Genomic DNA, 26,799 nt, shown 5'->3' on the forward strand with positions numbered 1-26,799 from the left:
AGGGTGATCGAACTCCGCGGTCCTCTACTCCACCGTCTTCCGGGCCAGCGCGTTGTTGCCGATCGAGTTGTGCACGCTGAAGCTCACCGCGTCCGAGCGGTAGCGGTCGTCGGACCACTCCACCGGTCGGCCCTCGTGTGTCGTCGTCACGCGCCGCACCCGCAGCAGCGGGCTGGTGCGGCGGAGGCCGAGGAGGTCGGCGTCCTGTGCCCCGGCGGCGACGGCGTCGATGATGTGCTCGCCGTAGGCGAAGACCAGGCCCGTGTCCTCGAAGAGCCGCTGGGTGACGGACGCGCAGTCCGGCTCGATCGACCGCACCGCCGGTGAGATCCAGTCGGCGTACACCGTCCGCTCCAGCAGCACCGGCTCGCCGTCCAGTCCGCGCACCCGCAGGACGTGCAACACGTCCGTACCCTCAGGGAGTTGGAGCCGTACCGCGTCCTCGGTGGTGGCCGGCCGGAACTCCTGCTCGACCACCCGCCCCGTCGCCTCGCGGCCCATCGCGCGCGCCCACTGGGCGAAGCTGCGCAGCTCGGCGAAGCTCTGGCTGCGGCGGCTGGCGAGCACCACCCGGCGCGCGCCCTGGCGGGAGCCGATCAGGCCCTCGGCGGTGAGGCTCGCGACGGCCTGGCGGACGGTGCCGCGCGAGACGGCGTACTGCGCGGCGAGTTCCGTCTCGGAGGGCAGCCGGCCGCCGACCGCGTACTCCTCGCGGTCGATCGCGCATCGCAGCGCCTCGGCGATCTCCTCGTGTCGCGCCGTCATGCCGCCCCTCTGGGGTAGTTGGTGTGCACAGCTTAAGCAGCTTACGCAGCCTAATCGATGTTCTGCGTGATCCGTGTCCGCCGGGATTGTGCAGGCAACAAGGGGCCGCGGTTCGGTTCACGTTCACTTTCAGGTCATTCTCAGCGGGCGTACTGAGGCCGACTTGTTCAGACAAGTTCTCGCCGCAGGTTGTCCTGCGGCTCCTCACCCCGCAGCACCCACCCTTGTGCGCACCCCTGGAGAGACCGTGTCCGTGTCCCTGCCGCGATCAGCCGTTCTCGGCGGCTCCCTCACCGTCGTCGCCGTGCTCGCCCTGAGCGCCTGTGGCGCCGCCCCTGACAACGCGTCCACCACCGCGGACGGCAAGTCCGCCGCAACCGCCACCTCCGCCGCCGACTTCGGCGGCATGGAAAAGCTGGTCGAAGCCGCGAAGAAGGAGGGCACGCTGCACGCCATCGCGCTGCCGCGCGACTGGGCCAACTACGGCGCCCTCATCGACGCCTTCCAGAAGAAGTACGGCATCAAGATCGAGGTCGAGAACCCCGACGGCTCCAGCCAGGACGAGATCAACGCCGTCACCTCCCGCAAGGGCCAGGACCGGGCGCCCGACGTCCTCGACCTCGGTTCCTCCTTCGCCATCAGCGCCGCCCAGCAGGGCCTGCTCGCGCCGTACGAGGTGGAGGCGTTCGACGACATCCCCGAGACGCAGAAGGACGCACAGGCCCGCTGGTACAACGACTACGGCGGCTACATCTCCATCGGCTGCGACGCCAAGCGCGTCAAGGAGTGCCCGACCACCTTCAAGGACCTCCTCGAGCCGCAGTACAAGGGCCAGGTCGCGCTGAACGGCAACCCCACCAAGTCGGGTTCGGCCTTCGGCGGCGTCTACGCGGCGGCCCTGGCCAACGGCGGATCCTTCGACGACATCCAGCCCGGCCTGGACTTCTTCGCCGAGCTGAAGAAGAACGGCAACTACACCCCCGTCGAGTCCACCCCGGCCACGGTCGAGAAGGGCGAGACCCCGATCAGCATCGACTGGGACTACCTCAACGCCGGCTACGCCGAGGAGTTCCAGTCCAAGGGTGTCGACTGGCAGGTCACCGTCCCGGCCGACGGCCAGTTCTCCCAGTACTACTCGCAGGCCGTCAACAAGGACGCCCCGCACCCGGCCGCGGCCCGGCTGTGGCAGGAGTACCTCTACAGCACCGAGGGCCAGAACCTGTGGCTTCAGGGATACGCGCGGCCCGCGCTGATGCCCGCCATGGAGAAGGCCGGCACCCTCGACAAGACCGCCGCCGCCAAGCTGCCCGAGGTCTCCGGCACGCCTGCCTTCCCGACCGAGGAGCAGCAGAACGAGGCCAAGACCGTGCTCGCCGAGGGCTGGGCGAAGGCCGTCTCCGGATGACCGCCACGCTCACGCGCGCGGACGTGGCGCCCGTCGTTTCCCGGAAGCGGCGGCGCCACGCCCCCGGATGGCTCGCCGTCCTCCCGCTGCTCGTCTTCACCGCGATCGCGTTCGGACTGCCCGCCGTCGCCATGCTGAACGGCGCCTTCACCGTGAAGGACCAGGCGACCGGGGCGACGTCCTACACCACCGGCAACCTGTCGACGTCCCTCCAGGGCGCCTACCTCACCGCTCTCCTCGGCAGCGTCAAGCTGTCGGCCGTCACCGCCGCCCTCGGTGCCGTACTGGGACTGCCGATCGCCCAGGCCGTGGTGACCTCACGGTTCCCCGCCCTGCGCGAGGCGGTGCTCACCGCGTCCGGGGTGCTCGCCAACTTCGGCGGTGTCCCGCTGGCCTTCGCCTTCGTCGCCACGCTCGGCAACGCCGGTGTGCTGACCCGGCACCTGGGACTGGGCGGCACCGGCTGGGACCTGTACAGCTTCTGGGGACTGGTCCTCGTCTACCTGTACTTCCTCATCCCGCTGATGGTGCTCACCATCACGCCGGCCCTGGACGGGCTGCGCACCCAGTGGCGTGAGGCCGCGCAGAACAACGGCGCAACGACGGTGCAGTACTGGCGGTACGTGGCCCTGCCCGTGCTGCTGCCCTCGCTGCTCGGCGGTCTGGTGCTGCTGTTCGGCAGCGCGTTCGCCGCGTACGCCACCGCGGCGGCCATGGTGGGCAGCTCCGTCCCCCTCGTCACCCTGCAGATCGCCGACGCCATCTCCGGCAACGTGCTGGTCGGCCAGGAGAACGTGGCCCTCGCCCTCAGCCTCGACATGGTCCTCGTCGCGGGCCTCGTCATGGCGGTGTACCTGCCCCTGCAACGCCGGAGTGCCCGATGGCTCGCCTGAACCTGTGGCGGTGGGGCGTGCTCGGCCTCGCCGGACTGTACTTCCTGGTGCCCCTCGCCGCGTCCGTGGTCTTCACGGTGGACGTGCCGGGCCGGGGCATCACCTTCGACGCGTACACGCGGATCTTCTCCACCGACGGTTTCGTCGCCGGCCTGCTGCTCTCGCTGGGACTGGCCGCCGCCACCATCGCGATCGTCCTGCTGCTGACGGTGCCCGCCATGGTCGCGCTGCGGCTCGGCGCGCCCCGGCTGCGGCCGGTCGTCGAGGTGGTCTGCTCGCTGCCGCTGGTGGTGCCGCCGATCGCGTTCGTCGCGGGCATCGGGACCGTGCTGAAGTGGGGGCCCGAGCATCTGTCGCGTACGCCGCTGTTCCAGACGTTCGTCGCGATCCAGAACCCGGACTTCCCGTTCGTGCTCGTCCTGGCGTACGTCGTGATGGCGCTGCCCTTCGTGTACCGGGCGCTGGACGCCGGGCTGCGCGCGGTCGACGTACCCACCCTCGTCGAGGCGGCGCGCTCCTGCGGGGCCGGCTGGCCACAGGCCCTGGTCCGGGCCGTCCTGCCGAATCTGCGCGGCGCGCTGCTCAACGCCTCGTTCCTCACCCTCGCCCTGGTGCTCGGCGAGTTCACGGTGGCGCAACTGCTGGGCTTCCAGCCCTTCGCGGTGTGGATCGTGAACGTCAGCGGCTCCCAGGCCCAGCTCTCCGTCGCCGTGTCCGTGCTCAGTCTGCTCGTGACATGGGTCCTGCTTCTCGCGCTCGCCGGTGCCGGCGGACGCACCCGTACCGCATCCCGGGGATGAACCATGACCGCCACCACTCTTGAGAAGGCCGCCACCACGCAGGCGGCCACCGTCGAATTTCGCGACCTACGGCGCGAGTTCGGGCCGACCGTCGCCCTCGACGGGCTCGACCTGACCGTCCGGCCCGGTGAGTTCCTCGCCCTGCTCGGCCCGTCCGGCTGCGGCAAGACCACCGCGCTGCGCATGCTCGCCGGGTTCGAGCATCCCGACTCCGGCGCGGTGCTGGTCGACGGCCGCGACGTCACCCGGATCCCCGCACATCGGCGGGACGCCGGTATGGTCTTCCAGTCCTACAGCCTCTTCCCCCACCTGAACGCGCTCGACAACGTGGCCTTCGGGCTGCGGATCGCCAAGGTCCGTACGGCCGAACGCCGCGCCCGCGCCGCCGAGTTGCTGGAGCTGGTCGGACTCGCCGACAAGGGCGAGCGCTTCCCGCACCAGCTGTCCGGCGGGCAGCAGCAGCGGATCGCGCTGGCCCGGGCGCTCGCGCTGCGCCCCCGGGTGCTGCTTCTGGACGAGCCACTGTCCGCGCTGGACGCCAAGGTGCGGCTGTCGCTGCGCGAGGAGATCCGGCGGCTCCAGCAGGAGCTCGGCATCACCACCCTGTTCGTCACCCACGACCAGGAGGAGGCGCTCTCCGTCGCCGACCGGGTCGCCGTGATGCGGGCCGGCCGACTCGAACAGTGCGCGGAGCCGGCCGAGTTGTACGGCCGTCCCGCGACCGCCTTCGTCGCCGAGTTCGTCGGCACGATGAGCCGAATCCCGGGGGCGCTGAAGGGCACGGACGTCGAGGTGCTCGGGCAGCGGCTGCCGGTCGACGGTCCGGTGCCGGGCAGCGGGGCGACCGATGTGGACGTGCTCGTGCGGCCCGAGGCCGTACGGGTGAGCGCCGACGACAACGGGACTGCCCGCGTCGTCGCCACCGCGTTCCTCGGCGCCGTCGTCCGCATGACCGTACGGCTCGCCGACGGCACCGAGGTGAAGGCCGACCTGCCCGCGCACGACGCGGCCGCGCTCGGCACCGGCGCTCCCGTCGGCGTGTCACTACCGGAACGCGCCGTACTGGTCGCCGATCGCAAGGACAGCTGACGCCCCCCATTCGTCCGACGACCACCGGCACACGACCACCGGCGAGCAACCACCGGCGGTCGACCACCAACCGAAAGAGAACCCACACGTGACCCCCCACCCCCGCCTCCCCCTCCAGGCCGTCCTGTTCGACATGGACGGCACGCTCGTCGACACCGAGCGACTGTGGTGGGAGGCGGTGGAACACGTCGCCGGGCGGCAGCTCACCGAAGCCGACCGGCCCGAGGTGCTGGGCCGGACGGTCGAGCACACGGCCGCATGGCTCGCCGACGCCACCGGCCGCCCCGTCGCCGACCTGTCCTCCACTCTGCACCGGGAGTTCGCCGACCGCGTCCGGACCGGCATCGTGCCCCGGCCGGGCGCACTTGACCTGCTGGACGCGCTGGCGCGGGACGGCGTACCCACCGCACTGGTCACCGCGTCACCCCGGGCCGTCGCCGGGACCGTCCTGGACGCGCTGGGCGCCAAGCGGTTCGCGGTGGCCGTCACCGCGGACGACACCGCCGTCAGCAAGCCCGCCCCCGACCCCTACCTGGCCGCCTGCCACGCCCTCGGCGCCGAACCCGCCGCCTGTGTCGCCGTCGAGGACACCCAGACCGGAGTCACCTCCGCCGAGGCGGCCGGGTGCGCGGTTCTGGCCGTCCCGTCGCTGGCACCGATCGCGGCGGCCCCGGGGCGGATCGTGCGGGACAGTCTTGTCGGGGTGACCACGGAGGAGTTGGAGGCGATGGTGCTGCGGGGGCGGCTCGGCGTGGCGGATCTCCCGGGCAAGGCGGCGGTCGAGGGCGCGCCTGAGGAGACGGCCGGGTCTGAACCCGCGGAGGCCGCCGGACCCGTGCCCGGGCGCGCTGCCGCGGCCGGCACCGGTGTCGTACCCGAACCGGGAGCGACACCGCTGGACTTGCCGAACGCGACACCCTCCCGACTGCGACTGCGCGTCATGAGCTGGAATCTCTGGCACGGTGGCGCCAAGGTCGACGACCACCACGCCAAGCAGATCAAGGCCGTCCTCGACACCGGCGCCGACGTCGTCGGGCTCCAGGAGACCGCCGGCACCGCCACCCGGGACCTGGCCGAGGCCCTCGGCTGGCATCACCACACCGCCGGCGCGAACCTCGGCATCATCAGCCGCCATCCCCTCACCGCCCGGCACGGCGACCCGGACGTCGGCTTCTACGGAGCGGCGGGCGTGCGGATCCAGGTCGGCCCCGGCCGCGAGGTCGACGTATGGACGGCCCACCTGCATCACGCGCCGTACGGGCCCTACGAGTCGGCCTTCGACGGGCTCGGCGCCGACGAGCTGATCGCCCACGAGGAGGTCCGGCTGGCCCAGATGCGCGAGGCGCTGCGGTGGATCGCGCAGACGAGCGACGACGGCGTGCCCGTGGTGCTGGTCGGCGACTTCAACTGTCCCTCGCACCTCGACCGTCCCGACGTGGAGTGGCCGGTGACGCGTGAGGCCGAGGAGGCGGGTCTGCGCGACTCCTACCGCGAGGCGCACCCCGATCCCGTCGCCGCACCCGGCCACACCTGGTCACCGATCCATGCCCTGCACGAGGACGGCAGCGGCCGGCCCGAACCGCAGGACCGGATCGACTACGTCCTCCACAGCGGCCTGCGGGTCCTCGACTCGCGGACATACGTGACCGGCACACCGCGTGCCTGGCCCGACGTGGCCGGGAACGACTGGCCGTCGGATCACGCGGCGGTCGTCACGACCTTCCGGCTGCCCGGCGCGGGGTGAGTGACGGGGGCCTGCCGGGTACGTGGCTGGACTGCACGTCGCCGACGCCTTCCGGCGGTCCGCCGGGAGATCCGTCGTACGGAACGTCCTACTCGGTCTCGCGCTTCATGACACGGCGGGCGGCCTCCGCTTCCGCCGCCGCGGGGGACAACTCGTCGAGCGTGTCGAGCTCGTCGTCCGCTTCGAGCTCCCGTTCCCAGGCGGCCGCGAGACGTCGCTGTTCCGCGTCGGGCCGGGCGCCGACGGCCTCCCGGTGCTCCGGGTCCAGAGCCGCCAGGAAACGTCCGACCGAATCTGCCGGCATGCCGTGCTCCTTGTCGCTGGGAAGGGTGCGCCATTCCTGGCCCAGCATGGCCAACCGGGTCCGCGCCCGACGCCCGACACGGCCCGCGACCACCCTGATGGCCGTCACGCAGGACGGGACGACTCCCCTGCCCAGGCGTGCAACAGCGCTTCCCGCACGCGCGGCTTCGGTGTGCGCTCCGAGCCGTGGTCACGACCCCACGCCTGGACGGCCCCTGGGTCCGCGGTTCCCGCGACGAAGCGCGCGAGCAGGTTCTGCGACAGTGCCGTCTCCCGCGCGCCGTACCCTCCCGCCGCGGCCGAGTACACCGTCACTTCCTCCGACCCGTTCTCCGTCTCCAGCCGCAGCGTCATCCTGGGCGGCCCTTCACCCAGGAAGGCGCCGGCCACGGCGGACAACATCGACCCGAACAACCCTGCCGCGCGGCCCAAGGGCCCCTCCATGGGGACGTCCTCGACAACCATGGACCGCAACCCTGACCAGGACCACGCCTGGGATCCCTCGGCGTTCACGGCTTCCACGCCGTCGGCGGTCAGCCGGACACAGCTCCCGTCGGCAGCCGGTGGCGACCCCACGTACACCGTGTCCGGAGTGACCCAGAACAGCCCGACCATCGCCATGACCAGCTCCTCGTCCCCACCTTGTTCGAACCGGCCCACAACCCCCGCCCGACACCTCTACCGTCCGGACGGCGCACGCCCTCGCAGCCACGCCGAGGTCGGTGTCGTCCTCCGTGACTGGGGTCAAGCGCATCTTCGAGACGGTCAGACCGTCTCGGTGACCCGCCCGGCGGGCTCCGGCCTGCGCCCGGCAGCCCGCAGCCTGCGGCCCCGGCGGGTGGGTCCCCAGGGCTTGAGGATCGAGATGACCGTCATGAACAGGTAGGCGGACAGCGACACGACGGGTCCCATGAGGATGTCCCCGGCGTCCGGCAGTCCTTCTCCGGCCGCCACGGAGGCGACCGCCGCGTTCACCCCGGGGCGCAGGGCGAAGGCCGTGGCGGTGGTCGTGGCCAGCGTCAGCCAGAACTTCGTGTACACCCAGCGGTGCCTGGCCAGTCCCCACTGCGTGCCCAGGGACAGCAGCAGACCGCTGGCGAGGGTGAGAAACGCGAGGGGCAACAGGAGCCGGTCGGCGAAGAGCTTCATCGCGCGGACCGACGCCTCCACCGTCACCGCGGAGCCGGTGGTGGCCGCGGTGAGGCCGAGGGCAAGCAGCCCGAGCGTCAGCCCGAGCCAGCCCGCGGAGGCGATGACATGCATGACAAGGGTGACCCGGCGTGCGGGGCGGCTGAGTTTCACGCACACCACCGTGCCGCGCACCGGGTGCGCGAGGCGTCTGACAGCGGGAGTAAGCGGGCGTACTGGCCTCGGCGTACGCAACGGGGCCTGAGGCACTCCCTCCGGGGATCCCACCGGCCGCACAGCAGCCACCGGCGGCGTGTCGGCCACCCGTGGGTCGACGGGGATCCGGGCCGAACAGGGGTCCGTGGGCCCTGCACCACTGAGGAAGGTCTCCCGGCGACATCGACCGGGGCGCCTGCTGCAGCAACGCGAAAAGGCGTGCTGCCGCCCCGGACGGGAGCGCAGAAAAGAGCCCGGGTCCAGATGGACCCGGGCCCTCGTCGAAAGGGGCCTGCCGACGCTACATCTGGCGGCGCCGGGTCCGCACCAGGAGAAGTCCGCCTGCGATCAGCAGTGCGGAGCCGGCCGCGGCGGGCCACAGGCGCGTGCCGGTCTCGGCCAGTCCGCCCTGGATGCCCTGCGGAGCCGCGACCTGCTGTCCGGCCGACGTCCCGGCGCCGGAATCGTCGGTCCCGGCCCCGGCAGCAGGCGCCCGGGACGTGGCGGCCGGCAGCGGAGCGTTCGGCGTGCCCGCCGCCTTGGGCTCCACGGGACGCGCCGTGTTCGTCGCCGGGGCGCCGTCCGACGGAGCTGCCTCGTCGTCAGGTGCCTCGCCGGGCTCAGCGCCGCCACCGGAACCCTTGCCGGGCTCGTCGATGCCACCGCCGTCGCCGGGCTCGCCGGGCTGCTCGGCACCACCGTCACCGGGCTCGCCGGGCTGCTCCGTGCCGCCGTCACCCGGCTCACCAGGCTGCTCCGCGCCGCCGTCGCCGCCGTCCTGCGGATCCTCAGGGGGAGCCGTCGGCTCCTCCTCGCCTCCGCCGTCACCGTCTCCGGCGCCGGCACCGCACTGACGTCCGTCGTTGATGCAGTCGACCATCTCCCCCATCAGATCCTCGTCGAAGACGTTGACGAAGTCGCCGTGGTCGGTGACGGGCTTGTGGAGCTGCTCCGGGAAGGAGTCCACCGCGAACAACGGCGTCGTGCTGCCGCCGTCGTCCAGGCTCGGCGCGTCGACGTCGTAGACGATCCGCTGCACCAGCTGCGGGATCGCGCGGAAGCCGGAGGGGCAGTTGCCGGAGGCGTCGGCGAAGGCCACGTGCGTGCGGTGGTTGGCGCTGTCGATGTTGGTACCGTCCCAGCAGCTCTGGAAGCGGAAGGTGCGCACCACGTCGCTGCCGGACGGGCAGAGCGGGTACTTGTCCTTCAGCTGCCGGTCCTCGAAGCCGGTGCAGCTCCAGGAGGCGTTCGCGTTGCCGGGGCCGTTGACGAACGCCTTGGCGTCGCCGGTGATGATGCGCAGCAGCCGCGGCATCGCGGTGACCTCGCCGAGCGGGCTGCCCCCGAACGTCAGCGTGACCTCCTTCGGCGTCACGATCTCGCCGGCGTTTCCTTCCACCCCACCGCCGGGCGACTGGGCGTCCTGCTCCTGCGTGCCGTTCTGCAGACGCAGCACGGGCCAGTAGTACGACGACTTGTCGCCCTGGTCGGCGCAGCTGGTGTCGGCGGCGGCGAGGTCCTCGTCGCTCGCGAACGCGTCGTTGGACTGGTTGCCGATGTAGTCGTGGAAGTGGTGCGCCCCGTTGGTGACACCGGGGGCCACGATCACGTTGTCCGAGTTGAACAGCCCCTCGGCGTTGACACCGCAGCTGGTCGTGAAGGTGCCTCGGGACGCGTCCTCCGTCTGGGGCGGAGCGGCCACGTTGGGCTGGACGTCGGCGATGTCCGCGAAGTCCGCGGCGACGGGACCGTTGCCGCCCTGGCCGCCGATGCCGCCCTGTCCTTCGCCGCCCTGATCCCCGTCGTCGGCCTGACCACCCTCGTCGGCCTGGCCGTCGTCTCCGGCCTGGCCGTCTCCCGCGCCTTCGGAGCCGTCACCGGCCTGTCCTTCGGCGGCGCCCTCCTGCGCTCCCTCGGCCTCCAGCAGCGTGCACGCCGCGAGGGCCTCGAGCCCTTCCGGCCGCTCACCCGCGTTGTCCAGGGCGACCACGATGCGCTCGATCGTGGCGCCGCGCTGCTGCGTCAGCGGCTTCACGACCGCTTCCTGGGCGGACTCGACCGGCTGCTGCTGCAGTTGCTGGTAGGCGTCGGCGATCTGCTGGTCGAGCAGGGCGAGTTCCTTGTCGACCTCCGCCCGCGCCGCGTCCGGCACCGCGGTCAGCCGTTCACCCACGTCGGGGCAGTCGATCGTGGCGGCGCCCCACGCGCTTTTGGTGTCACCGACGTTGTCGCCTGCGCCGCTGTCGGTGGCGGAGGCGTACACGTTCACACCGACCAGTCCTCCGCCGCCCAGCATCAGCGCGACGGCTGCGAATGTCGCGCGTCGCGCGCCGGTTGGGCGTCTGCGCGTGTTGCGTCCCACGGTTGTACTCCTACGCGTTGGTCGACCCGGGCATGAGTTCCCCCCGGGTGCCATACGGGGGACGGCGCCGGTGTGTTCAATCGGCTCACGGATTCGCAGGAGTCTCTCGAGGCGTTCCCTGACAAGACCGGTCAGGAATCGAGAAGCCCGGGCCGCCGGGCGGCCCCTAGCGTGAGGGCCATGGCAATCACCGCATCCACCACGTCCCTCGCGTCCGTCATCCTTGAGGTGGCCGACCCCGAGGCCGCCCGTCGTTTCTACGCTGCTTTCGGAGTGGACACGCACATACGCCTGCGGTCGTCCGAGGCGCACTCCACCGGTTTCCGTGGTTTCACCATGGCGCTCACGGTGTCCCGGCCGGCCGGCGTCGACCACTTCCTCGGCGCCGCGGTGGACGCCGGCGCCACCGTACTGAAGCCCGCCGCGAGATCGCTGTGGGGCTACGGCGGTGTCGTCCAGGCACCGGACGGGACGATCTGGAAGGCCGCCACCTCGGCGAAGAAGGACGCGGGACCGGCCACCCACGAGATCGACGAGATCGTCCTCCTGCTCGGCGTCGAGGACGTGAAGACCAGCAAGCAGTTCTACGTCGGCCAGGGCCTGACCGTGGCCAGGAGCTTCGGCGGCAAGTACACCGAGTTCGCCGCCGGCGAGGCCGGCCCCGTCAAGCTGGCGCTGTACAGGCGCCGCGGCCTGGCGAAGGATCTGGGCGTCCCCGCCGACGGCACCGGCTCGCACCGCATCGTCCTCGGCGGCACCGCCGGTTCCTTCACCGACCCCGACGGTTTCGTCTGGGAGACCGCCACGCCGCACACCACCGGCCAGGCCACGGTGATCGCGTCGACCTGACGCCCGGCGTCGGCGCCGAACCTCCGGCCCGGCCCGGCGCAGGCCGTCGCGCGCTGTTCAGCGCAGCAGCACACCGAAGACCACGGTGAAGAAGCTTTCGAAGGGCCGTGCCGAGCGGTCGGCCCGGGCGGAGATCAGGGCACCTTCCCAGGCGTTCAGCACGAAGCGCGCAAGGGTGGCCGCCTCCAGGGTTTTCGCCACGTCGCCCGCCTCCTGGGCGTCGGCTACGGCAAAGGCGAGCGCGTCGGTCCATGCCTGGAGGCCGCTGCTGGTCGTGGCGCGCAGCGCGTCGCTGTGATCGGCCACCTCGACGGCGAGGTCACCCACGAGGCAGCCCCTGGTGAACTCCGCCTGGACGTTTTCGTCGCGCAGGAACTCGAAGTGCTCCCGAAGCCGGGTCAGGGGCGCGACCGAGGTGTCACGGAGGTCGTCCAGCCGCCGGGTCGCGCCGTAGCGCTCCAGGGCCACGACGGCCAGGGCTTCCTTGCTGTCGAAGTGGTTGTAGAACGACCCCTTCGGCGCGCCTGCGGCGTCGGTGATGTCCTTCACGCCCGTCGCCGCGTAGCCACGGGCGTGGAACTCCTGGACCGCCGCGGCGATGAGGTTCTCACGCAGGCTTGCTCTGGGCACCGCTGGCTCCCTCCGCGGACAAGGTGGGATCACCTTGTCGATCACGCTCACCTAAGACGATCGGTCACTTTAGATGATAGCAAATCAAGCACCCATGTGAGCCAGTTCTCGGTGTCCAGGAATGTCGGCCTTGCAGAGTTTAAGACGACCGGTCATTATCAACGAGGCGACGGGAGACTCTCCGGGGCCCACCCTCCGCAGCACAGCCACGCCTCGAACAGAAGGACCCAGTCATGAGTGATCTCACGGCCCACGTCATCAACGCGCACGGCGGCCCGGAGGGCTACCGCCGGTACGAGTCGGCCACGGTCGACTTCCGCTCGGGAGGAGCACTGTGGGCCCTGAAGGGCTGGGAGGGGGTCTTCGACCGTGCCGCGGTCCGGGTCGATCTCCGTCGGCAGCACGCGAGCCACCGCCCCTTCACCGCCCCCGACCTGCGCACCTCCTTCACCGCCGAGCGCGTGGCCGTGGTGAACGAGGCGGGCGAGGTGCGGGCCGAGCGGTCGGCGCCCCGGGCGGCGTTCGAAGGTCACACCCTCGAAACCCCGTGGGACGAACTGCACGTCGCCTACTTCGCCGGCTACGCGATGTGGACCTACCTGACGTCCCCGTTCAGTTTCGTCTCCCCCGGCTTCCGCACCGAGGAACTGACCCCCGTCACCACGGAGGAGGGCGAGAGGTGGAGCCGGCTCAAGGTCACCTTCCCGGACGACATCGCCACGCACAGCCGGGAACAGCTCTTCTACTTCGGTGAGGACGGCCTGCTCCGCAGGCACGACTACACCGCTGAGGTCCTCAACGCCGGGCCGGCCGCACACTTCACCTTCGACCACGCGAACTTCGGCGGCATCATGGTGCCCACCCGACGACGGGTCCACCCGCTGAGCGCGGACGGGACGGTGTCGCGCGACATCGAACTCGTCACCATCGACATCGAGGACGTCACCTTCGCGTGAGCCGCGACGTCAGACGGCCACCGCGTTCTCCTCGGCGGCACGCGCCCCCAGGAGGGCCAGGGCGTTCTTCCAGAGCGCGTCGAGCGGGGCGGTGTTGTTGTAGAGCTTCGCGAAGAGCACCTGCCCTTCGAGCTGCGCGACGACGGAACGAGCGGCGTCGCGGGTGTCGGTGACCCTCACGTCCCCGCACTCCGACGCCGCGCGGATCACCTCTTCGATCATGTCAACCTGGGCGTCGAAGATCTGCTGCAGACGATCACGAATCGCCTCGGTCTGGTTGCTCATCTCCAGCGTCAGATTGCCGAACATGCACCCGGACACGGTGCCGCAAGACGCCTGACCGGCGTTCTGAGCCGCCGCGGTCTCCTCGAACAGCTGCCGGAGCCGCTGCAGAGGCTCCTGGTCACCGCCCAGTACGCGTTCCCAGCCGCGTCGCTGCTCAGCCCAGTGCTCGTCGATCACGGCCAGCGCCAAGGCCTCTTTGGACTCGAAGAAGTAGTAGAAACTGCCCTTCGGCACACCGGCCGCCTTGCAGATCTCAGCCACGCCCAGCGCCGAGTAACCGCGCAGTTCGATCAGAGACTGGGCAGCGGTAAGGATCTTGTCCCGGGCATCGCTCGTTCGTCCCATGGCGTCAGTATACGACCATTCGTCTAGAGCAGACGATCGGTCCGCCACTGGGCGGGCCACCTCACGGGACCAGCGCCCGTCGCCGGGTGCGGCGGGCGCTGGTCGTGGTCGTCAGGGGGGCGAACCTCCAGGTCAGCAGGGGTTGATGTTGAGTTTGAAGGTCGTCGTGGTGTTGCGGATGTTCTCGGCGTTGTTGTTCATCCGCAGACAGTTGATGGTCGCCTCACCGACCGCCGGTCCCTGTCCGGGCTCGGGCATCTCGTTGACCCAGATACCCATGCCCGACTTGGCGTCCCAGGCGTCCCCACTCTTGCGGGCGCCGGAGATGGAGATGTCGTTGAAGACGGTGTCCTTCACCGGGTTCTCCGGCCGGCCACCGCCGTCGTACTTCGTCTGGAACATGATCCCGCTGTAGGTGGGATCGACGATGTCGACATGGTTGACGCGGATGCCCTGGAAGACCTTGGAGGCGGAGAAGAGCCACATGCCGCCGAAGGTCTGGTTGCCCCAGAAGTGGCCGCCGGCCCGGACGATCGAGATGTTCTCGAAGGTCGTCGGCTCGGTGCCGAAGCCGTTCATCGGGTAGCCGAAGTCCAGCGAGGAGATCGTGATGCCGGAGTAGACCAGGGTGTCGGCGATGTGGATGTTGCGGAAGGTGTTGTCGTAGCCGCCGTAGACGGCCACACCCGCTGCCCGCCAGGTCAGGGTGGAGCTCAGGTTCTCGTAGACGTTGTTCTTCATGTCCGCGCCGCCCGCGTCGATGGCGGAGAACAGCGCGAAGCTGTCGTCACCGGTCGCCCGTGCGTCGTTGTTGCTCACGAGGTTGTCCGTCGACCCGTTTGTCATGTTGATGCCGTCGGCGAACATGTTGCGGATGCGGGAGTTCTTGATGGTGATCCGGTCGGTGTTGGCGCCCCAGTAGAGGCAGACCATGTGCTCGTTCCAGATGTCGTCGATGACGATGTCCGACACGTTGGCGAAGTCGAAGACCTTGCCCGGGCCGTCGATGCGTGAGGTGTAGTTGCCGAAGTAGGCGAAGCCCTTGAAGAGCGAGCCCTTGGCCGCCGCCTCGGCGCGGAAGCCGACGTCGGTGTTGTCCTGGGTGGAGGGCGCGTAGAAGCGCGTGTACCAGGGGCCCGCGCCGACGACCTGCACCGCCTTGCCGTACACCTGGAACTTGCTCGACGTCTGGTAGTCGCCGGGCGGCAGGTAGACGCCGACGAGTTTGCCGGTGGTGTCCATGCGGACCCTGTCGAGCGCGTTCTGCACGTCCTGGTGCGTGAAGCCGGCGGGCACCGTGTAGGTGGCCGGGTCCGGGTTGGCGACCGGCGCGACCCGCTCCAGGCTGACGAAGTCGATCGCGTAGTGGCCGGCGGTGTTGGCGGCGTCCTTCTGCAGCCGGATCCTGCTGCCCGCCGGGACGGTCTCGGCGAACATCATGTGCGCCTCGTCGTAGATGTGCCGGGGCGCGCCCGACCCGGGCGAGTTGCCGGGCGAGGCCTCCGCGCCGTACAGCCAGGCGTACTTCGAGGTCAGCGGCAGTGCCTTCTTGAACACGCCGTCGACGTACACGTTGAGGGTGGAGTCGATGCCGCCGCCTCCGGGGGCGTCCGGGATCGAGAACCGGGTGACCAGGGTGTTGGTGGCGGCGCGGGTGGTGAACTCGACGTACTCGCCGGTCGCGTCCAGGTTCACCGCCTTGCGCCCGGACGCCTCGCCCGCGATGTCGCCGACGGTGCGGTTGGGTCCGACGACGGTGGCGCCGCCGCCGGCCGTGCCGTCCTCCGCCTCGTGGTCGGTGTACGGCATGTTCGCGCCGCGGCCGACGAACAGCGGCTGCGTGGAGGTGTTGTTGGCGCGCTTGACCGGCAGTTCGTTGGCGTCGTCGGCCAGGACGGTCCGCACCGTGTACGAGCCGTTGGCCGCCGTCCACGGACCGAGGTCCACCTCGGCCGAGGCTCCCGCCGCGAGGGTGCCGGTGTGGGCGCCGGTCAGGGTCTTGACCGTCTGGCCCTGACCGTCGAGGAGACTGAGCGTCACGCCATGACTGCCCGACGAGCTCGGCTCGTTGCCCTGGTTCTTCACCGTCACCTTGAAGTTGACGGTGTCACCGGCCGCCGGGCTGGACGGGGTGGTCGTCACCGAGGAGGCGACGAGATCCGCGCTGGCGACGGGCCTGACCACTAGAGGAGTGGACCGGGTATAGGTGTTGTTGGTCTCGTTCTGCTCGATGACCGCGTTCGCCTCGTCGGCGACGGCGCTCAGCTCGTACGATCCGGCGTCGCGCGCCCCGACGGAGGCGCTGACCGTGGTCTGTGCGCCGGCCGCCAGGGCGCCGACCTGCGCGGTGGCGACCTGGGTGCCGCCGAGGCGCAGCGCGACCCGGCTCGCCGCGGCCGCGGCCGGGCCGTCGTTGCGGACGGTGGCCGACACGGTGATCTCGTCCGACTCGACGGGTGCGGCGGGCGAGGTGGTCAGGTTCGTGACCACGAGGTCCGGGTTGGGCGCGGGGACGCCGATGACCTGGAACTCGGCGAGCTGACCGGCCGGGGCGCCGGAGTTGGCGGTGAACCTCAGCTGGACGTCGGCGACCCGGCCGCCGACCGGGACGGTGACCGTGTTGCCGTTCGCCGGGTCGAAGGCGTAGCTCTTGGCCGCGACGAGGCTGGTGAAGCCGGTGGCGCTCTGCGCCCGGCCGAGGACCTCGACGGTCTGGGAGCGGGCGGACCAGGCGCTGTCGGGGTTCAGCTTGAGCACGAGCCGGTCGAGGTCGGCGTTGGCGCCCAGCTTGACGGTAAGGGTGTTCGGGTAGCTGCCGCCCGCGCCTTCCCAGTAGGTCGCCGTGTTGTTGTCGTTGGCGTTCGCGGCGACGAAGGTGTGCACCGTGGAGGAGGCCTCGATCGGCTTGCCGACGGCGAGGTTCGAACCGTTGCCGCCGCTGCCGTTGCGGGTGACGGTGTTGCTGTCGCCGGACTGGTTGCCGGCGGCGTCCTTGGCCCGGACGCGGTAGGTGACGGTGCTCGTCGCCGGCTGGGTGTCGGTGAAGGTGGTGACGTTGCCGGCCACGCTGTCCCGCAGGACGTTGTTGGCGTAGATGTCGTAGCCCGTCACGCCGACGTTGTCGGTGGAGGCGTTCCAGGTGAGCCTGATCTGTCCGCTCGCGGGCTCGGTGAAGGCCAGGTTCGCGGGTGCGGTGGGCGCCTGGGTGTCGCCGGAGTCGCCGATGCGGGTGACGGTGTTGCTGTCGCCGGACTGGTTGCCGGCGGCGTCCTTGGCCCGGACGCGGTAGGAGACCGTCTGGTTCGCGGGGCGGCTGTCGGTGAACGTCGTGACGTTGCCGGCGACGGAGGTCAGCAGGGACCCGTTGGCGTAGATGTCGTAGCCGGCGACGCCGACGTTGTCGGTGGAGGCGTTCCAGGTGAGCCTGATCTGTCCGCTCGCGGGCTGGGTGAAGGCGAGGTTCGTCGGTGCGGTCGGTGCCTGGGTGTCGCCGCCGGCCGGGCCGTAGACCTCCAGCTCGGACAGCTGGGCCGCCGGCTGGACGGAGTTGGCGGTCACCAGGACGCGCACATGGCGCGTGGTGGCGGAGTCGAGAGTGATCGTGACGGTGTTGTCGTTTGCCGTGTTGAAGGTGTACGCCTGGGAGGCCGACAGGTCTGTGTAGGCCGTGCCGTTGGTGCTGCCCTGGATCTTCAGGGTCTGGCTGCGGGCACCCCAGCCGGCCGGCAGTTTCAGCACGACGCGGTTCACGGCGACGGAGGCGCCCAGGTCGGCCTCGATCCACTGCGGAAGGGCGTTGTTGGCGCTCTCCCAGTAGCTGGCCCGGTTGCCGTCGTTGGCGTTGGGGGCCGCGTACACCTCGGTGTGACTGCTCGCCTTCAGGGTCTTGCCGGCCGCGAGGTTCGCCGAGGAACCGTCGGCCGCGTGCACCTCCAGTTCGGAGAGCTGGGCGGCCTGCCAGCCGGTGTTGGCGCTGATGGCGATGCGCACGAAGCGGGTCTGGCTGGCCGGGAAGGAGACGGTCACCGAGTTCCCGGACCCGGGGCTGAAGGTGTAGGCGGCGGAGCTCTTCAGGGTGGTGAAGCTGGTGCCGTCGGCGCTGCCCTGCACGGACAGGGTCTGGGTACGGCTCTCCCAGCCCACGGGCAGCTTGAGGACGACCTCGTCGATGCGCTCACCGGTGCCGAGGTCGGCCTGCACCCACTGCGGCAGGGTCGTGCCGGCGCTCTCCCAGTACGAACCCTGGTCGCCGTCCGTGATGTTCGCGGCGCCGTATCCGCCGTTGGCGCTGCTCGCCGACGCGCTGTCACCGAGCGCGATGTTGGGGCCGCCCGCCGCTGCGGCGGTCATCAGCGGACCACCGATCGCCAGCAGGCTCGTCGCGACCAGGGCGCTCAGGCACCGTGATCTCCAGGTGGGGGTACTCATCAGTCCTCGCATTTCGGGCTCGCACGCCGGGTGCGAGTCGCGGCTCGGGGGTGTCCGGATCTGATGCGCGGCGGCCCGCGCGGAGCGGGCCGCCGCACCGGTGCTGTGGATCAGTTGCGGTTGACGACGAACTGCGAGCCCGGCTCGACGCACACGTCGCTCTCCGCCGAGTTGGTGATGGTCACGTCCGTCAGGGTCGCGCTGCCGCGGGCTCCGCCCATCGCGAGGACGCCGCAGCCGTTGACCGACTTGTCGATGCGGACGTTGGTGATCTTCACGTTCGGCATCGCGCCGCCACCCGTCTTGAACTGGATGCCGTCGTAGGTCGAGTCATGGATCTCGGTGTCACGGATCGTGACCCCCGGGATGTCCGGCCCCTGCGCGAAGAGCGTGATGGCTCCGAACTCCTGCGCCTCGCCCCAGAACGCCCCGCCCGTGCGGTACAGCGCGTTGCCGGCGATGAGGGTCTGCCCGGAGAAGGGCAGCGGGTCGTGGTCGGTCGCCAGCATGATCCCCGGGTAGTTCATGGTGTCGGAGACGACGTTGTTCTCGATCGTGTTGCCGTAGCCGCCGTAGACGGCGATGCCGTTGGCCCGCCAGGGGAGCTGGATCGTGTTGTTGCGGAAGTGGTTGTCGTGGCCGATGTCCACCGACGTGTCCTTGACGTACTTGCTGGCCCAGACGGCCAGGGCGTCGTCACCGGTGTTGCGGAAGGAGGAGTTGTGGACCGTCGAGTTCCGGGTGCCGTTGGCGAAGTTGATGCCGTCGGCGTAGGTGTTGCGGATCCGCATCCCGGTGAACTCGAGGCCGTCGCCCGGACCCCACAGCTCGGGGATGTTGGAGTAGTCGCGGCCGGCCCAGACGCCGACGTTCGCGTGCTCGATCCAGACGTTGCTGATCTTGGTGTTCTTGCCGAAGCGGCCGTTGAGGCCGACGCCACCCTCGGCGTTGCCGTCACCGCCCCGGATGGTGCCGGAGCCGAAGATGGCGATGTCGGAGATCTGCGTGTTGTCGTCGATGTCGAAGCCGAAGTTGCCCTCGTGCGGGTGGTTGATGCCGCCCGCCTCGTGGGGCGGGGTCAGGGTGTACAACTGCGAGTGCCACATGCCGGCGCCGCGGATCGTCACGTCACGGATGCCGACCTGGTTGTGGGTTCCGCGGTTGAGCGGGTCGTCGGTCAGGATCTTCTGCTCCTGGCGCCACTGTCCGGCCGGGATCCACACGCAGGCGATCTCGCCCTTCTGGTCGGCGGTGACGGCGCGCTGGATCGCGTCGGTGTCGTCGATCCCGTCGTTGGGGACGGCGCCGTACTCGGTGATGGAGGTGCACGCCGCGGGCTTGGCCGCCGGGGGCGCGACCTGCTCCAGGTCGACGAGGTCGAGGATGTAGAAGGGGGCGGTGTCGCCGGAGTCCCGCTGGAGGCGGAACTTGGTGCCCGCCGGGTACGACTGGGTCAGCAGGGCGTGCGACTCGTCGAAGAGGCGCCGGGCGTCACCGCCGGGCCGGTTGGTGAGCCCCTCCGGGTCGTCGGTGCTGCCGTAGAGCCAGCTGTGCTTGGAGGAGAGCGTCAGCTTCCGGACGAAGGTCCCGTCGGCGTAGAGGCTGATGGTGGCCTCGCGCCCGCCGCCGGCCGCCGCGTCCGGAATGGAGTTGCGCACGACGATGGAGTTGGCGGCGCCCGCCGAGGTGAACTCCACGTAGTCGCCGGTGTTGTCGAGGCGTACCGACTGACGGTCGGAGGACTCGGTGGCGAAGTTGGTGTGCCCGAAGGTGCGCTTCTTGTCGGCGGTGAGCAGCGTTCCGCTGTAGCGGGCGTCCTCGGCCTCGTACTCGGTGTACGGGACGGCGGCTCCGCGTCCGACGACGATGGAACGGGCGAAGACGTTGTTGTTCTCGTCGGTCTCGGCGACCGTGCCCGTGGCGTCGGCCGTGGCGGTCAGGGTCGCGGCGCCGTTCGTGGCGGTCCAGGTGCCGCCGATGGCGACGGTGGCCGTCTGCCCCGCGGCGATCGCTCCGGTCGTGCCCTGCAGGGTGGTGCCGCCGACGGTGAGGCGGGTGACGGTGCCGGCCGGGACCGCGCTGGTGCCGCGGTTGTTGACCGCGACCGTGAAGGAGACGGGCGCGCCGGCCGCGGGGGCCGCCGGGTTCGTGGTGATCCCGGTGACCCGCAGGTCGGGACCCGGGCTCTGGGCGACCGTCAGCTTGGTCGCCGCGGTACGGCTGTTGTTGCTGTCGTCGAGTTCGGTGACGGTGTCCGTCGGGTCGACCGCGGCCGAGACGGTGTACGCGCCCATGGGGCGCCGGCCGACGGGGACGCTGACGGTGGTGGAGGCGCCGGCGGCGAGCGCGGCGACCGGGGCGGAACCGGCGACGGCGCCCTCGACGCTGACGTTGACGGTCGTCGCGGGGGCGGGGGCGGTGCCGGCGTTGCGCACGGTGGCCCGGACCGTCACGTCGTCGGCCTCGCTCGGCGAGGCCGGGGTCCATGTCAGGTCGGTGACGACGAGGTCCGGCTGGGGCGTGGCCTTGCCGAGGACCTGGAACTCGGCGACCTGGGCGCCGGGGGCTCCGGTGTTGGAGAAGAACGTGAGCCGGACGTCGGCGACGCGGCCCGTCACCGGGATGACGACGGAGTTCTGTCCGGAGGAGGGGCTGAAGGCGTAGTTGGCGCGGGCCTTGAGGGTGGTGAAGCCGGAGGCGCCGTCCGCGCGGCCGAGGACCTCCAGGGACTGGGTCCGCGCTCCCCAGATCTGGTCCGGGTTCAGCTTGACGACCACGGCCTCGACGTCCGCGTCGGAGCCGAGGTCGACCGTCAGCCCGGCCGGGAAGCCCGCCGACTCCCAGTAGGTGCCGGTGTTGTCGTCGTTGGCGTTCGACGCCACGTAGTTCTGTGTCGTCGAGGTCGCCTCGATCGGCTTGTTCCGTGCCAGGTTCGTCCCTTCGACCGGCGGGTCGACCGGGCCCGAGTCGTCCTCGCCGTAGACCTCCAGCTCGGACAACTGGGCGGCGTTCCAGCCCGAGTTGGCCGCCACCTGCACCCGGACGAACCGGGCGGTGGTGGTGGGCAGGTCGATGTTCGCGGTGTTCGCCGCGGACGGGTCGAAGGAGCGCGCCTGCCCGGCGGCGAGGGTGCTGAAGGAGTTTCCGTCGGTGCTGCCGAGGACGGCGAGCGTCTGGGAGCGCGCCTCCCATCCGGTGGGCAGCTTCAACGCGACGCGATCCAAGGGCATTTGGGCGCCCAGGTCGACCTGCACCCACTGCGGGAAGGAGCCGGTCGGGCCCTCCCAGTACGACTGCTGGCTTCCGTCGGTGACGTTGGCTGCCGGGTAGGCGCCGTGCGCTCCCTGGGCCGTCGCCGCTCTGCCGAGGGCGAGATTGGTCTCCGCCGCGGCGTGCGCGGGGGCGGGTAGCAGCCCGACGGTGATCAGGCCCGCTGTCAGCAGACCGACCCCCAGTCGCCTGCTCGGATGTGTCCGTCTCATGGTGGCCTCTCCACGATCCGGGCGCAGCGCATGACCTCTCGCCCTCCCCCGGGCTCGGATGCGACCGTGCGCACGCGACGTCCTGGACGAGGAACGAGGAGGTCACGCGCGGGACCCAGCATGACTCCAATAAGGAACGGCGACGGTAGGACGATTTCTTGAGTAAATCTGTGACTCATTTGCATCGCCAGGGTGACAGGTTTCTACTGCGTGATGGCTTTGTCAACGGTTCCGTCATGCACACGGCACGACCTGCGCACCGGAACGACGAACGGCACCGGTATCGGGGCCGCTCGGGGCGGCGGCGATACCGGTGCCGTCGGGTGACGCGACGTCAGGGCAAGTTCAGCGGACGGGCGGTGGCGCCGTCGATCCGCGGACGACGAGCTCGGGCTCGAAGAGCAGCTCGCCGGGGTGGGCCTGGGTCCCCTGGATCTGGGCGCAGAGCAGATCGACCGCCGCGCGGCCCATGGCCTCGATGGGCTGACGCACCGTCGACAGCGGCGGTTCCGTGCAGGTCATGAACGCGGAGTCGTCGTAGCCGATGACCGACACCTCGGAGGGGACCAGGAGCCCGCGCCGGCGGGCGGCCCTGATGGCCCCGAGGGCGAGCGGGTCGCTGGCGCACACGATGCCGGTGACCCCCCGCTCCAGCAGCCGCGCCGCCGCGGCCTGCCCGCCTTCCAGGGAGAAGATGGACCGCTCCACGAACTCCTCGGCCCACGGCATGCCGGCGGCCTTCGCCGCGGCCCGGGCGGCCTCCAGCTTGCGGCGCGAGGGCACGTGATCGGCGGGGCCGAGGACCAGGCCGATCCGCTCGTGGCCGAGCGAGGCGAGATGACGCCAGGCCTGTTCGACGGCGACGGCGTCGTCACAGGCGACACAGGGGAAGTCGAGCCCCTCTATCGACGCGTTGATGAGGACGACGGGGATCTTGCGCTCGGCCAGCTGGTGGTAGTGCTCGTGCGGGGCGTCCGCCTGCGCGAAGAGGCCTCCGGCGAAGATCACGCCGGAGACCTGCTGCTGGAGCAGCAGGTCCACGTAATCGGCCTCGGAGACGCCTCCGCGGGTCTGCGTGCACAGCACGGGAGTCAGCCCCTGCTGCGCGAGCGCACCTCCGATGACCTCGGCGAACGCCGGGAAGATCGGGTTCTGCAGCTCAGGGAGCACGAGGCCGACGAGCCGGGCGCGCTCTCCGCGCAGCTGGGTGGGCCGCTCGTACCCGAGGACGTCGAGGGCCGTGAGCACGGACTGACGGGTCGCCTCGGAGACCCCGGGCTTGCCGTTGAGGACACGGCTGACCGTCGCCTCACTGACACCCACTTTCTTCGCCACCTGAGCAAGTCGTCGCGTCATACACGCAAGGGTAGCGCAAATCCAACGCAAGATGTGCAAGTGGATTGCACTCTTTTCCTTCCGGAATCCATCGATCCCGCAAGCGGGGGCTCCCTCGCGGCAGCCCGCGGTGCGCCCTGTCCGCGCCCCCCGTGCGGCGCGGGCAGGGCGTCTTGCCGCCGGTTCAGGCCCGCAGCCACACCGCGGTGTCCTGCGGCAGCGTTCCGTCGGGGTGCAACGGGCCGCTGGCGAGGAGCAGCAGCCTGTGCGGCGGCAGGACGGCCGGCCGGTCGGAGAGGTTGACGACGCAGAGCAGGCCGCCCGCCCGGGCGAAGGAGAGGACACCGTCCTCGGCCGGCTGCCAGGTCAGTGCGCCGTCGCCGAAGCCCGGCTCGGAGCCGCGCACCGTCAGGGCCTCGCGGTACAGCGTGAGCATCGACTCCGGGTCGGTGCGCTGCCGGTCGACGGCGTAGCGGTCCCAGTCCTGCGGCTGCGGGAGCCATGGCTGCGGCGTCGCTCCGAAGCCGTACGACGGTGCCTCGGCCTCCCAGGGCAGCGGGACACGGCAGCCGTCGCGGCCCGGGTCGACGCCGCCGGAGCGGAAGTGCATGGGGTCCTGGATACGGGCCGGCGGTATGTCGGCCTCGGGCAGGCCCAGTTCCTCGCCCTGGTAGAGGTAGACGGAGCCGGGCAGGGCGAGGGTGAGCAGGGCCGCGGCGCGGGCGCGCCGGGTGCCGAGGGTGAGGTCGGTGGGGGTGCCGAAACGCTTCTTGGCGAAGTCGAAGCCGGTGTCCGCGCGGCCGTAGCGGGTGACGGTGCGGGTGACGTCGTGGTTGCACAGGACCCAGGTGGCGGGGGCGCCGACGGGGGCGTGCTCGGCGAGGGTCGCGTCGATGGTGCCCCGCAGCCGGTCGGCCTCCCAGGGGCAGGTGAGGAAGTTGAAGTTGAAGGCGGTGTGGAGTTCGTCGGGGCGAAGGTAGCGGGCGAAGCGTTCGGCGTCGGGCAGCCAGACCTCGCCGACGAAGACGGCTCCGTACTCGTCGGCGATCGCTCGCCAGGAGCGGTAGACGACATGCAGGTCGTCCTGGTCGATGTAGGGGTGGGGGTCGACCCCCTCCACGAAGTCGGCGAGCGCGGGGTCCTTCACGAGCAGTGCGGCGGAGTCGATCCGTACCCCCGCGACGCCGCGCTCGAACCAGAAGCGGAGCACCTCCTCGTGTTCCCTGCGGACGTCCGGGTGGGCCCAGTTGAGGTCGGGCTGCTCGGGGGTGAACAGGTGCAGGTACCACTCGCCGTCGGGGACGCGGGTCCAGGTGGTGCCGGAGAACTGGGAGGGCCAGTCGTTGGGCGGGAGTTCGCCGTTCTCGCCGCGTCCGGACCGGAAGTGGAAGCGCTCCCGCTCGGCACTGCCGGGCCCGGCCGCCAGCGCCGCCTGGAACCAGGCGTGCTGATCGGAGACGTGGTTGGGGACGATGTCGATGATGACCCGGATACCGAGGGCGGCGGCCTCGGCGATCAGTTTCTCGGCCTCGTCGAGGGTGCCGAAGGCGGGGTCGATGGCGCGGTAGTCGGCGACGTCGTAGCCGCCGTCGACCATCGGGGAGGCGTACCAGGGGGTGAACCAGACGGCGTCGATGCCGAGTTCGGCGAGATAGGGCAGTCTCGCCCGGACGCCCGCGAGGTCCCCGGTACCGTCGCCGTCGCCGTCGGCGAAGCTGCGGGGGTACACCTGGTAGATGACGGCGTCACGCCACCAGGCGTCGGTGCGGGGCGAGTGAGGGGCTGCCACGGGGCATTCCTTTCGGGCAGGGTGGATCTCCGCCGCCGACCCGGACAGCGGGGCGTCGGACAGGCCGGCGGCGAAGGCTTCGGGAAGAGCGGTGGACCGGGCGTGCGGGCGTCAGCCCTTGAGGCCGCCGGCGGTGAGGCCGCTCATGATGTTGCGCTGGAAGACCAGGAAGATCAGCAGGGTGGGCAGGGAGGCGATGGTCAGCGCGGCGATGAGCACGTTCACCGGGACGCCGTTGGAGAGCGAGTAGATGCCGACGTTGAGCGTCTGCTTCGCGGGGTCGGGCAGGGTGAGCATCGGCCAGAGGAAGTCCTTCCAGACGCCGACGACCGCGAAGATCGACACCACGCCGAGGATGGGCCGGGAGATCGGCAGCACGATCGACCACAGGGTGCGGACCGGGGACGCGCCGTCCATGGCCGCGGCGTCGAGGAGTTCCTTCGGGATGGAGTCGAAGAACCTCTTCAGCAGGAAGATGTTGAAGGCGTTGGTGACGGACGGCAGCCAGATCGCCCACGGGGTGTTCAGCAGGTTCCGCTCGACGATCGGCACGTCCAGGACGGTCAGGTACTGCGGGACGACGAGCACGGTCGCCGGGATCATCAGGGTGGCGAGCATCATGCCGAGGATCGCCTTGCCCAGCACCGGGCGCAGCTTGGACAGCGAGTACGCGGCCGCCACGTCGAGGACCAGCTGGAAGGCGAGCGCGCCGAAGGCGTAGTAGAGGGTGTTGAACAACAGGGAGGACAGGTCCATGACCTCCCAGGCGCGGCTGTAGTTCACCGGAGTGAAGCTGCCCGGCACCAGGGTCGGCGGTGTCTGGATGACTTCCTGGGCGTCCTTGAAGCCGCTGGAGACGAGCCAGTACAGCGGTCCGAGGAAGACCAGGGTGAAGCCGCCTACGACCAGGGTGAAGACGGTCCAGTAGACGGCCTTGGCACGGGGCTTGCCGCGCTGGGCCGGCGAGATGAGCGTACGCGTGGACATGGTGCCTTCCTCTGTCTCTCTCCTGGCCTACTCGTCCTCGGCGCGGCTGAGCTTCACGTACGCCGCCGAGAACCCGGCGAGCAGTACGAGCAGGAGCAGGCCGAGCGCGGCCGCGGCACCGTAGTTGTTGAAGTTGAAGGCGTACTGGTAGATGAGGTAGACGACCGTGGTCGTGGACCCCTCCGGGCCGGCGCCGCCGGTGAGCAGGAACGGCTCGACGAAGACCTGCATCGTCGCGATGATCTGCATCAGCAGCATCAGGGAGAGGATGAGGCGCGTCTGCGGGATGGTGACGTGCCAGATCTTGCGGAAGAGGCCCGCGCCGTCGAGTTCGGCCGCCTCGTACAGCTCGCCGGGAATGCCCTGCAGGGCGGCGAGGTAGACGAGTGCGGCGCCGCCCATGTTCATCCAGGTCGAGGCGATGACGACGGAGAGCATGGACAGGTCCGGGTCCTGGAGCCACTGCTGCTGGGGCAGGTGGAGGAAGCTCAGCAGCTCGTTGAGGAGTCCGTACCCGGGGTCGTAGAGGTACTTGAAGAGCAGGACGGACGCGACCGGCGGGAGCATCACCGGCAGGTAGACCAGCAGCCGGAGGTAGCCCTGTCCGTGGTGGAACTCGTTGATGACGATCGCCACGACGAACGGGACCGCGAAGCCGAGGATCAGCGCCAGGACGGTGAACAGGAGCGTGTTGCGCCACGCCTGCCAGAAGGCCGGGTCGTTGAAGACGGTGGTGAGGTTCTCCAGTCCGACCCAGGTCGTCCGTCCGCTCTCGGTCTTCTGGAAGGCCAGCAGGAACTCCCTGACCATGGGATACCAGGAGAACACCGCGAAGCAGACGACGGCCCCGATGAGGAAGCCGTGTGCTGTGAGATTGCGCCGCAGGCTCTTGGTGAACCGGCCACCGGGCGGTACGGGACCCGCCTCACGCGGCGTGGAGTGGCGGGAAGGTCTCGCCTTGCTCGGGGTCAGGCTGGGGGCCGACATCGTCGCTCCTCGGTACTGAAC

At 70.4% G+C, this 26,799-nt stretch carries 20 protein-coding genes; 7 read left to right on the forward strand and 13 right to left on the reverse strand.

Annotation, left to right across the window (positions count from 1 at the left end; all coding sequences use genetic code 11):
• Positions 1-24 precede the first annotated feature (24 nt).
• Positions 25-765: a GntR family transcriptional regulator gene (locus tag ACFV6X_RS30240; protein WP_385388837.1), complete on the reverse strand. Its 741-nt coding sequence runs from the start codon at positions 763-765 to the stop codon at positions 25-27.
• A 247-nt stretch (positions 766-1,012) separates the two neighbouring features.
• On the opposite strand from ACFV6X_RS30240, the gene ACFV6X_RS30245 reads away from it, so the two are divergent.
• The 5 genes from ACFV6X_RS30245 (at position 1,013) to ACFV6X_RS30265 (ending at position 6,696) form a co-directional block, all read left to right on the forward strand.
• The gene (locus ACFV6X_RS30245; protein WP_385388839.1) at positions 1,013-2,170 is read left to right on the forward strand and encodes an ABC transporter substrate-binding protein; all 1,158 of its coding nucleotides are present in this window, start codon (positions 1,013-1,015) and stop codon (positions 2,168-2,170) included.
• The gene (locus ACFV6X_RS30250) at positions 2,167-3,063 is read left to right on the forward strand and encodes an ABC transporter permease (RefSeq protein WP_385388841.1); all 897 of its coding nucleotides are present in this window, start codon (positions 2,167-2,169) and stop codon (positions 3,061-3,063) included. Before ACFV6X_RS30245 ends, ACFV6X_RS30250 begins: the two co-directional genes overlap by 4 nt.
• The gene (locus ACFV6X_RS30255) at positions 3,051-3,863 is read left to right on the forward strand and encodes an ABC transporter permease (RefSeq protein WP_385388843.1); all 813 of its coding nucleotides are present in this window, start codon (positions 3,051-3,053) and stop codon (positions 3,861-3,863) included. The genes ACFV6X_RS30250 and ACFV6X_RS30255 overlap by 13 nt, the downstream gene beginning before the upstream one ends.
• A 3-nt stretch (positions 3,864-3,866) precedes the next feature.
• Positions 3,867-4,952: an ABC transporter ATP-binding protein gene (locus ACFV6X_RS30260; protein ID WP_385388846.1), complete on the forward strand. Its 1,086-nt coding sequence runs from the start codon at positions 3,867-3,869 to the stop codon at positions 4,950-4,952.
• 88 nt (positions 4,953-5,040) lie between these two features.
• The gene (locus tag ACFV6X_RS30265; protein WP_385388847.1) at positions 5,041-6,696 is read left to right on the forward strand and encodes an HAD-IA family hydrolase; all 1,656 of its coding nucleotides are present in this window, start codon (positions 5,041-5,043) and stop codon (positions 6,694-6,696) included.
• Between the two features lie 88 nt (positions 6,697-6,784).
• Here ACFV6X_RS30265 and ACFV6X_RS30270 read toward each other — a convergent pair whose 3' ends face one another.
• The 4 genes from ACFV6X_RS30270 to ACFV6X_RS30285 all read right to left on the reverse strand — a co-directional run bounded on the left by ACFV6X_RS30270 (position 6,785) and on the right by ACFV6X_RS30285 (position 10,639).
• A complete protein-coding gene (locus ACFV6X_RS30270) occupies positions 6,785-7,000 on the reverse strand; it encodes a hypothetical protein (protein WP_385388850.1) in 216 nt (71 codons plus the stop codon).
• 104 nt (positions 7,001-7,104) lie between these two features.
• Positions 7,105-7,620, reverse strand: a complete 516-nt coding sequence (locus ACFV6X_RS30275; protein ID WP_385388852.1) for a hypothetical protein — start codon at positions 7,618-7,620, stop codon at positions 7,105-7,107.
• Positions 7,621-7,764: 144 nt separating this feature from the next.
• Entirely contained in the window at positions 7,765-8,301 is a 537-nt protein-coding gene (locus ACFV6X_RS30280) for a DUF2269 domain-containing protein (protein WP_385388854.1), read from the reverse strand.
• Positions 8,302-8,644: 343 nt separating this feature from the next.
• Positions 8,645-10,639, reverse strand: a complete 1,995-nt coding sequence (locus tag ACFV6X_RS30285) for a DUF1996 domain-containing protein (protein ID WP_385388945.1) — start codon at positions 10,637-10,639, stop codon at positions 8,645-8,647.
• Positions 10,640-10,885: 246 nt separating this feature from the next.
• Here ACFV6X_RS30285 and ACFV6X_RS30290 point away from each other — a divergent pair, with 246 nt between their 5' ends.
• Complete coding sequence (locus ACFV6X_RS30290; protein WP_385388857.1) at positions 10,886-11,554, forward strand: glyoxalase; 669 nt, start codon at positions 10,886-10,888, stop codon at positions 11,552-11,554.
• 57 nt (positions 11,555-11,611) lie between these two features.
• Here the strand turns inward: ACFV6X_RS30290 and ACFV6X_RS30295 are convergent, their stop codons facing one another.
• Complete coding sequence (locus ACFV6X_RS30295; RefSeq protein WP_385388859.1) at positions 11,612-12,184, reverse strand: TetR family transcriptional regulator C-terminal domain-containing protein; 573 nt, start codon at positions 12,182-12,184, stop codon at positions 11,612-11,614.
• A 233-nt stretch (positions 12,185-12,417) separates the two neighbouring features.
• Here ACFV6X_RS30295 and ACFV6X_RS30300 point away from each other — a divergent pair, with 233 nt between their 5' ends.
• The gene (locus tag ACFV6X_RS30300) at positions 12,418-13,140 is read left to right on the forward strand and encodes a hypothetical protein (protein ID WP_385388862.1); all 723 of its coding nucleotides are present in this window, start codon (positions 12,418-12,420) and stop codon (positions 13,138-13,140) included.
• A gap of 9 nt (positions 13,141-13,149) precedes the next feature.
• Here the strand turns inward: ACFV6X_RS30300 and ACFV6X_RS30305 are convergent, their stop codons facing one another.
• The 7 genes from ACFV6X_RS30305 to ACFV6X_RS30335 all read right to left on the reverse strand — a co-directional run bounded on the left by ACFV6X_RS30305 (position 13,150) and on the right by ACFV6X_RS30335 (position 26,778).
• Positions 13,150-13,770 carry a TetR/AcrR family transcriptional regulator gene (locus ACFV6X_RS30305; RefSeq protein WP_385388865.1) on the reverse strand — a complete coding sequence of 207 codons (621 nt, stop codon included), beginning with the start codon at positions 13,768-13,770 and terminating at the stop codon, positions 13,150-13,152.
• A gap of 132 nt (positions 13,771-13,902) precedes the next feature.
• Positions 13,903-18,198, reverse strand: a complete 4,296-nt coding sequence (locus ACFV6X_RS30310; protein ID WP_385388868.1) for a discoidin domain-containing protein — start codon at positions 18,196-18,198, stop codon at positions 13,903-13,905.
• A 110-nt stretch (positions 18,199-18,308) separates the two neighbouring features.
• A complete protein-coding gene (locus ACFV6X_RS30315) occupies positions 18,309-21,680 on the reverse strand; it encodes a CARDB domain-containing protein (RefSeq protein ID WP_385388871.1) in 3,372 nt (1,123 codons plus the stop codon).
• 345 nt (positions 21,681-22,025) lie between these two features.
• A complete protein-coding gene (locus tag ACFV6X_RS30320; RefSeq protein WP_385388874.1) occupies positions 22,026-23,036 on the reverse strand; it encodes a LacI family DNA-binding transcriptional regulator in 1,011 nt (336 codons plus the stop codon).
• A 163-nt stretch (positions 23,037-23,199) separates the two neighbouring features.
• Positions 23,200-24,804: an alpha-amylase family glycosyl hydrolase gene (locus ACFV6X_RS30325; RefSeq protein ID WP_385388877.1), complete on the reverse strand. Its 1,605-nt coding sequence runs from the start codon at positions 24,802-24,804 to the stop codon at positions 23,200-23,202.
• 111 nt (positions 24,805-24,915) lie between these two features.
• Positions 24,916-25,791 carry a carbohydrate ABC transporter permease gene (locus ACFV6X_RS30330; protein WP_385388880.1) on the reverse strand — a complete coding sequence of 292 codons (876 nt, stop codon included), beginning with the start codon at positions 25,789-25,791 and terminating at the stop codon, positions 24,916-24,918.
• Positions 25,792-25,818: 27 nt separating this feature from the next.
• Positions 25,819-26,778: a carbohydrate ABC transporter permease gene (locus tag ACFV6X_RS30335; RefSeq protein WP_385388883.1), complete on the reverse strand. Its 960-nt coding sequence runs from the start codon at positions 26,776-26,778 to the stop codon at positions 25,819-25,821.
• Positions 26,779-26,799 lie beyond the last annotated feature (21 nt).

The organism is Streptomyces sp. NPDC059861, from assembly GCF_042731435.1.
GTDB lineage: Bacteria > Actinomycetota > Actinomycetes > Streptomycetales > Streptomycetaceae > Streptomyces.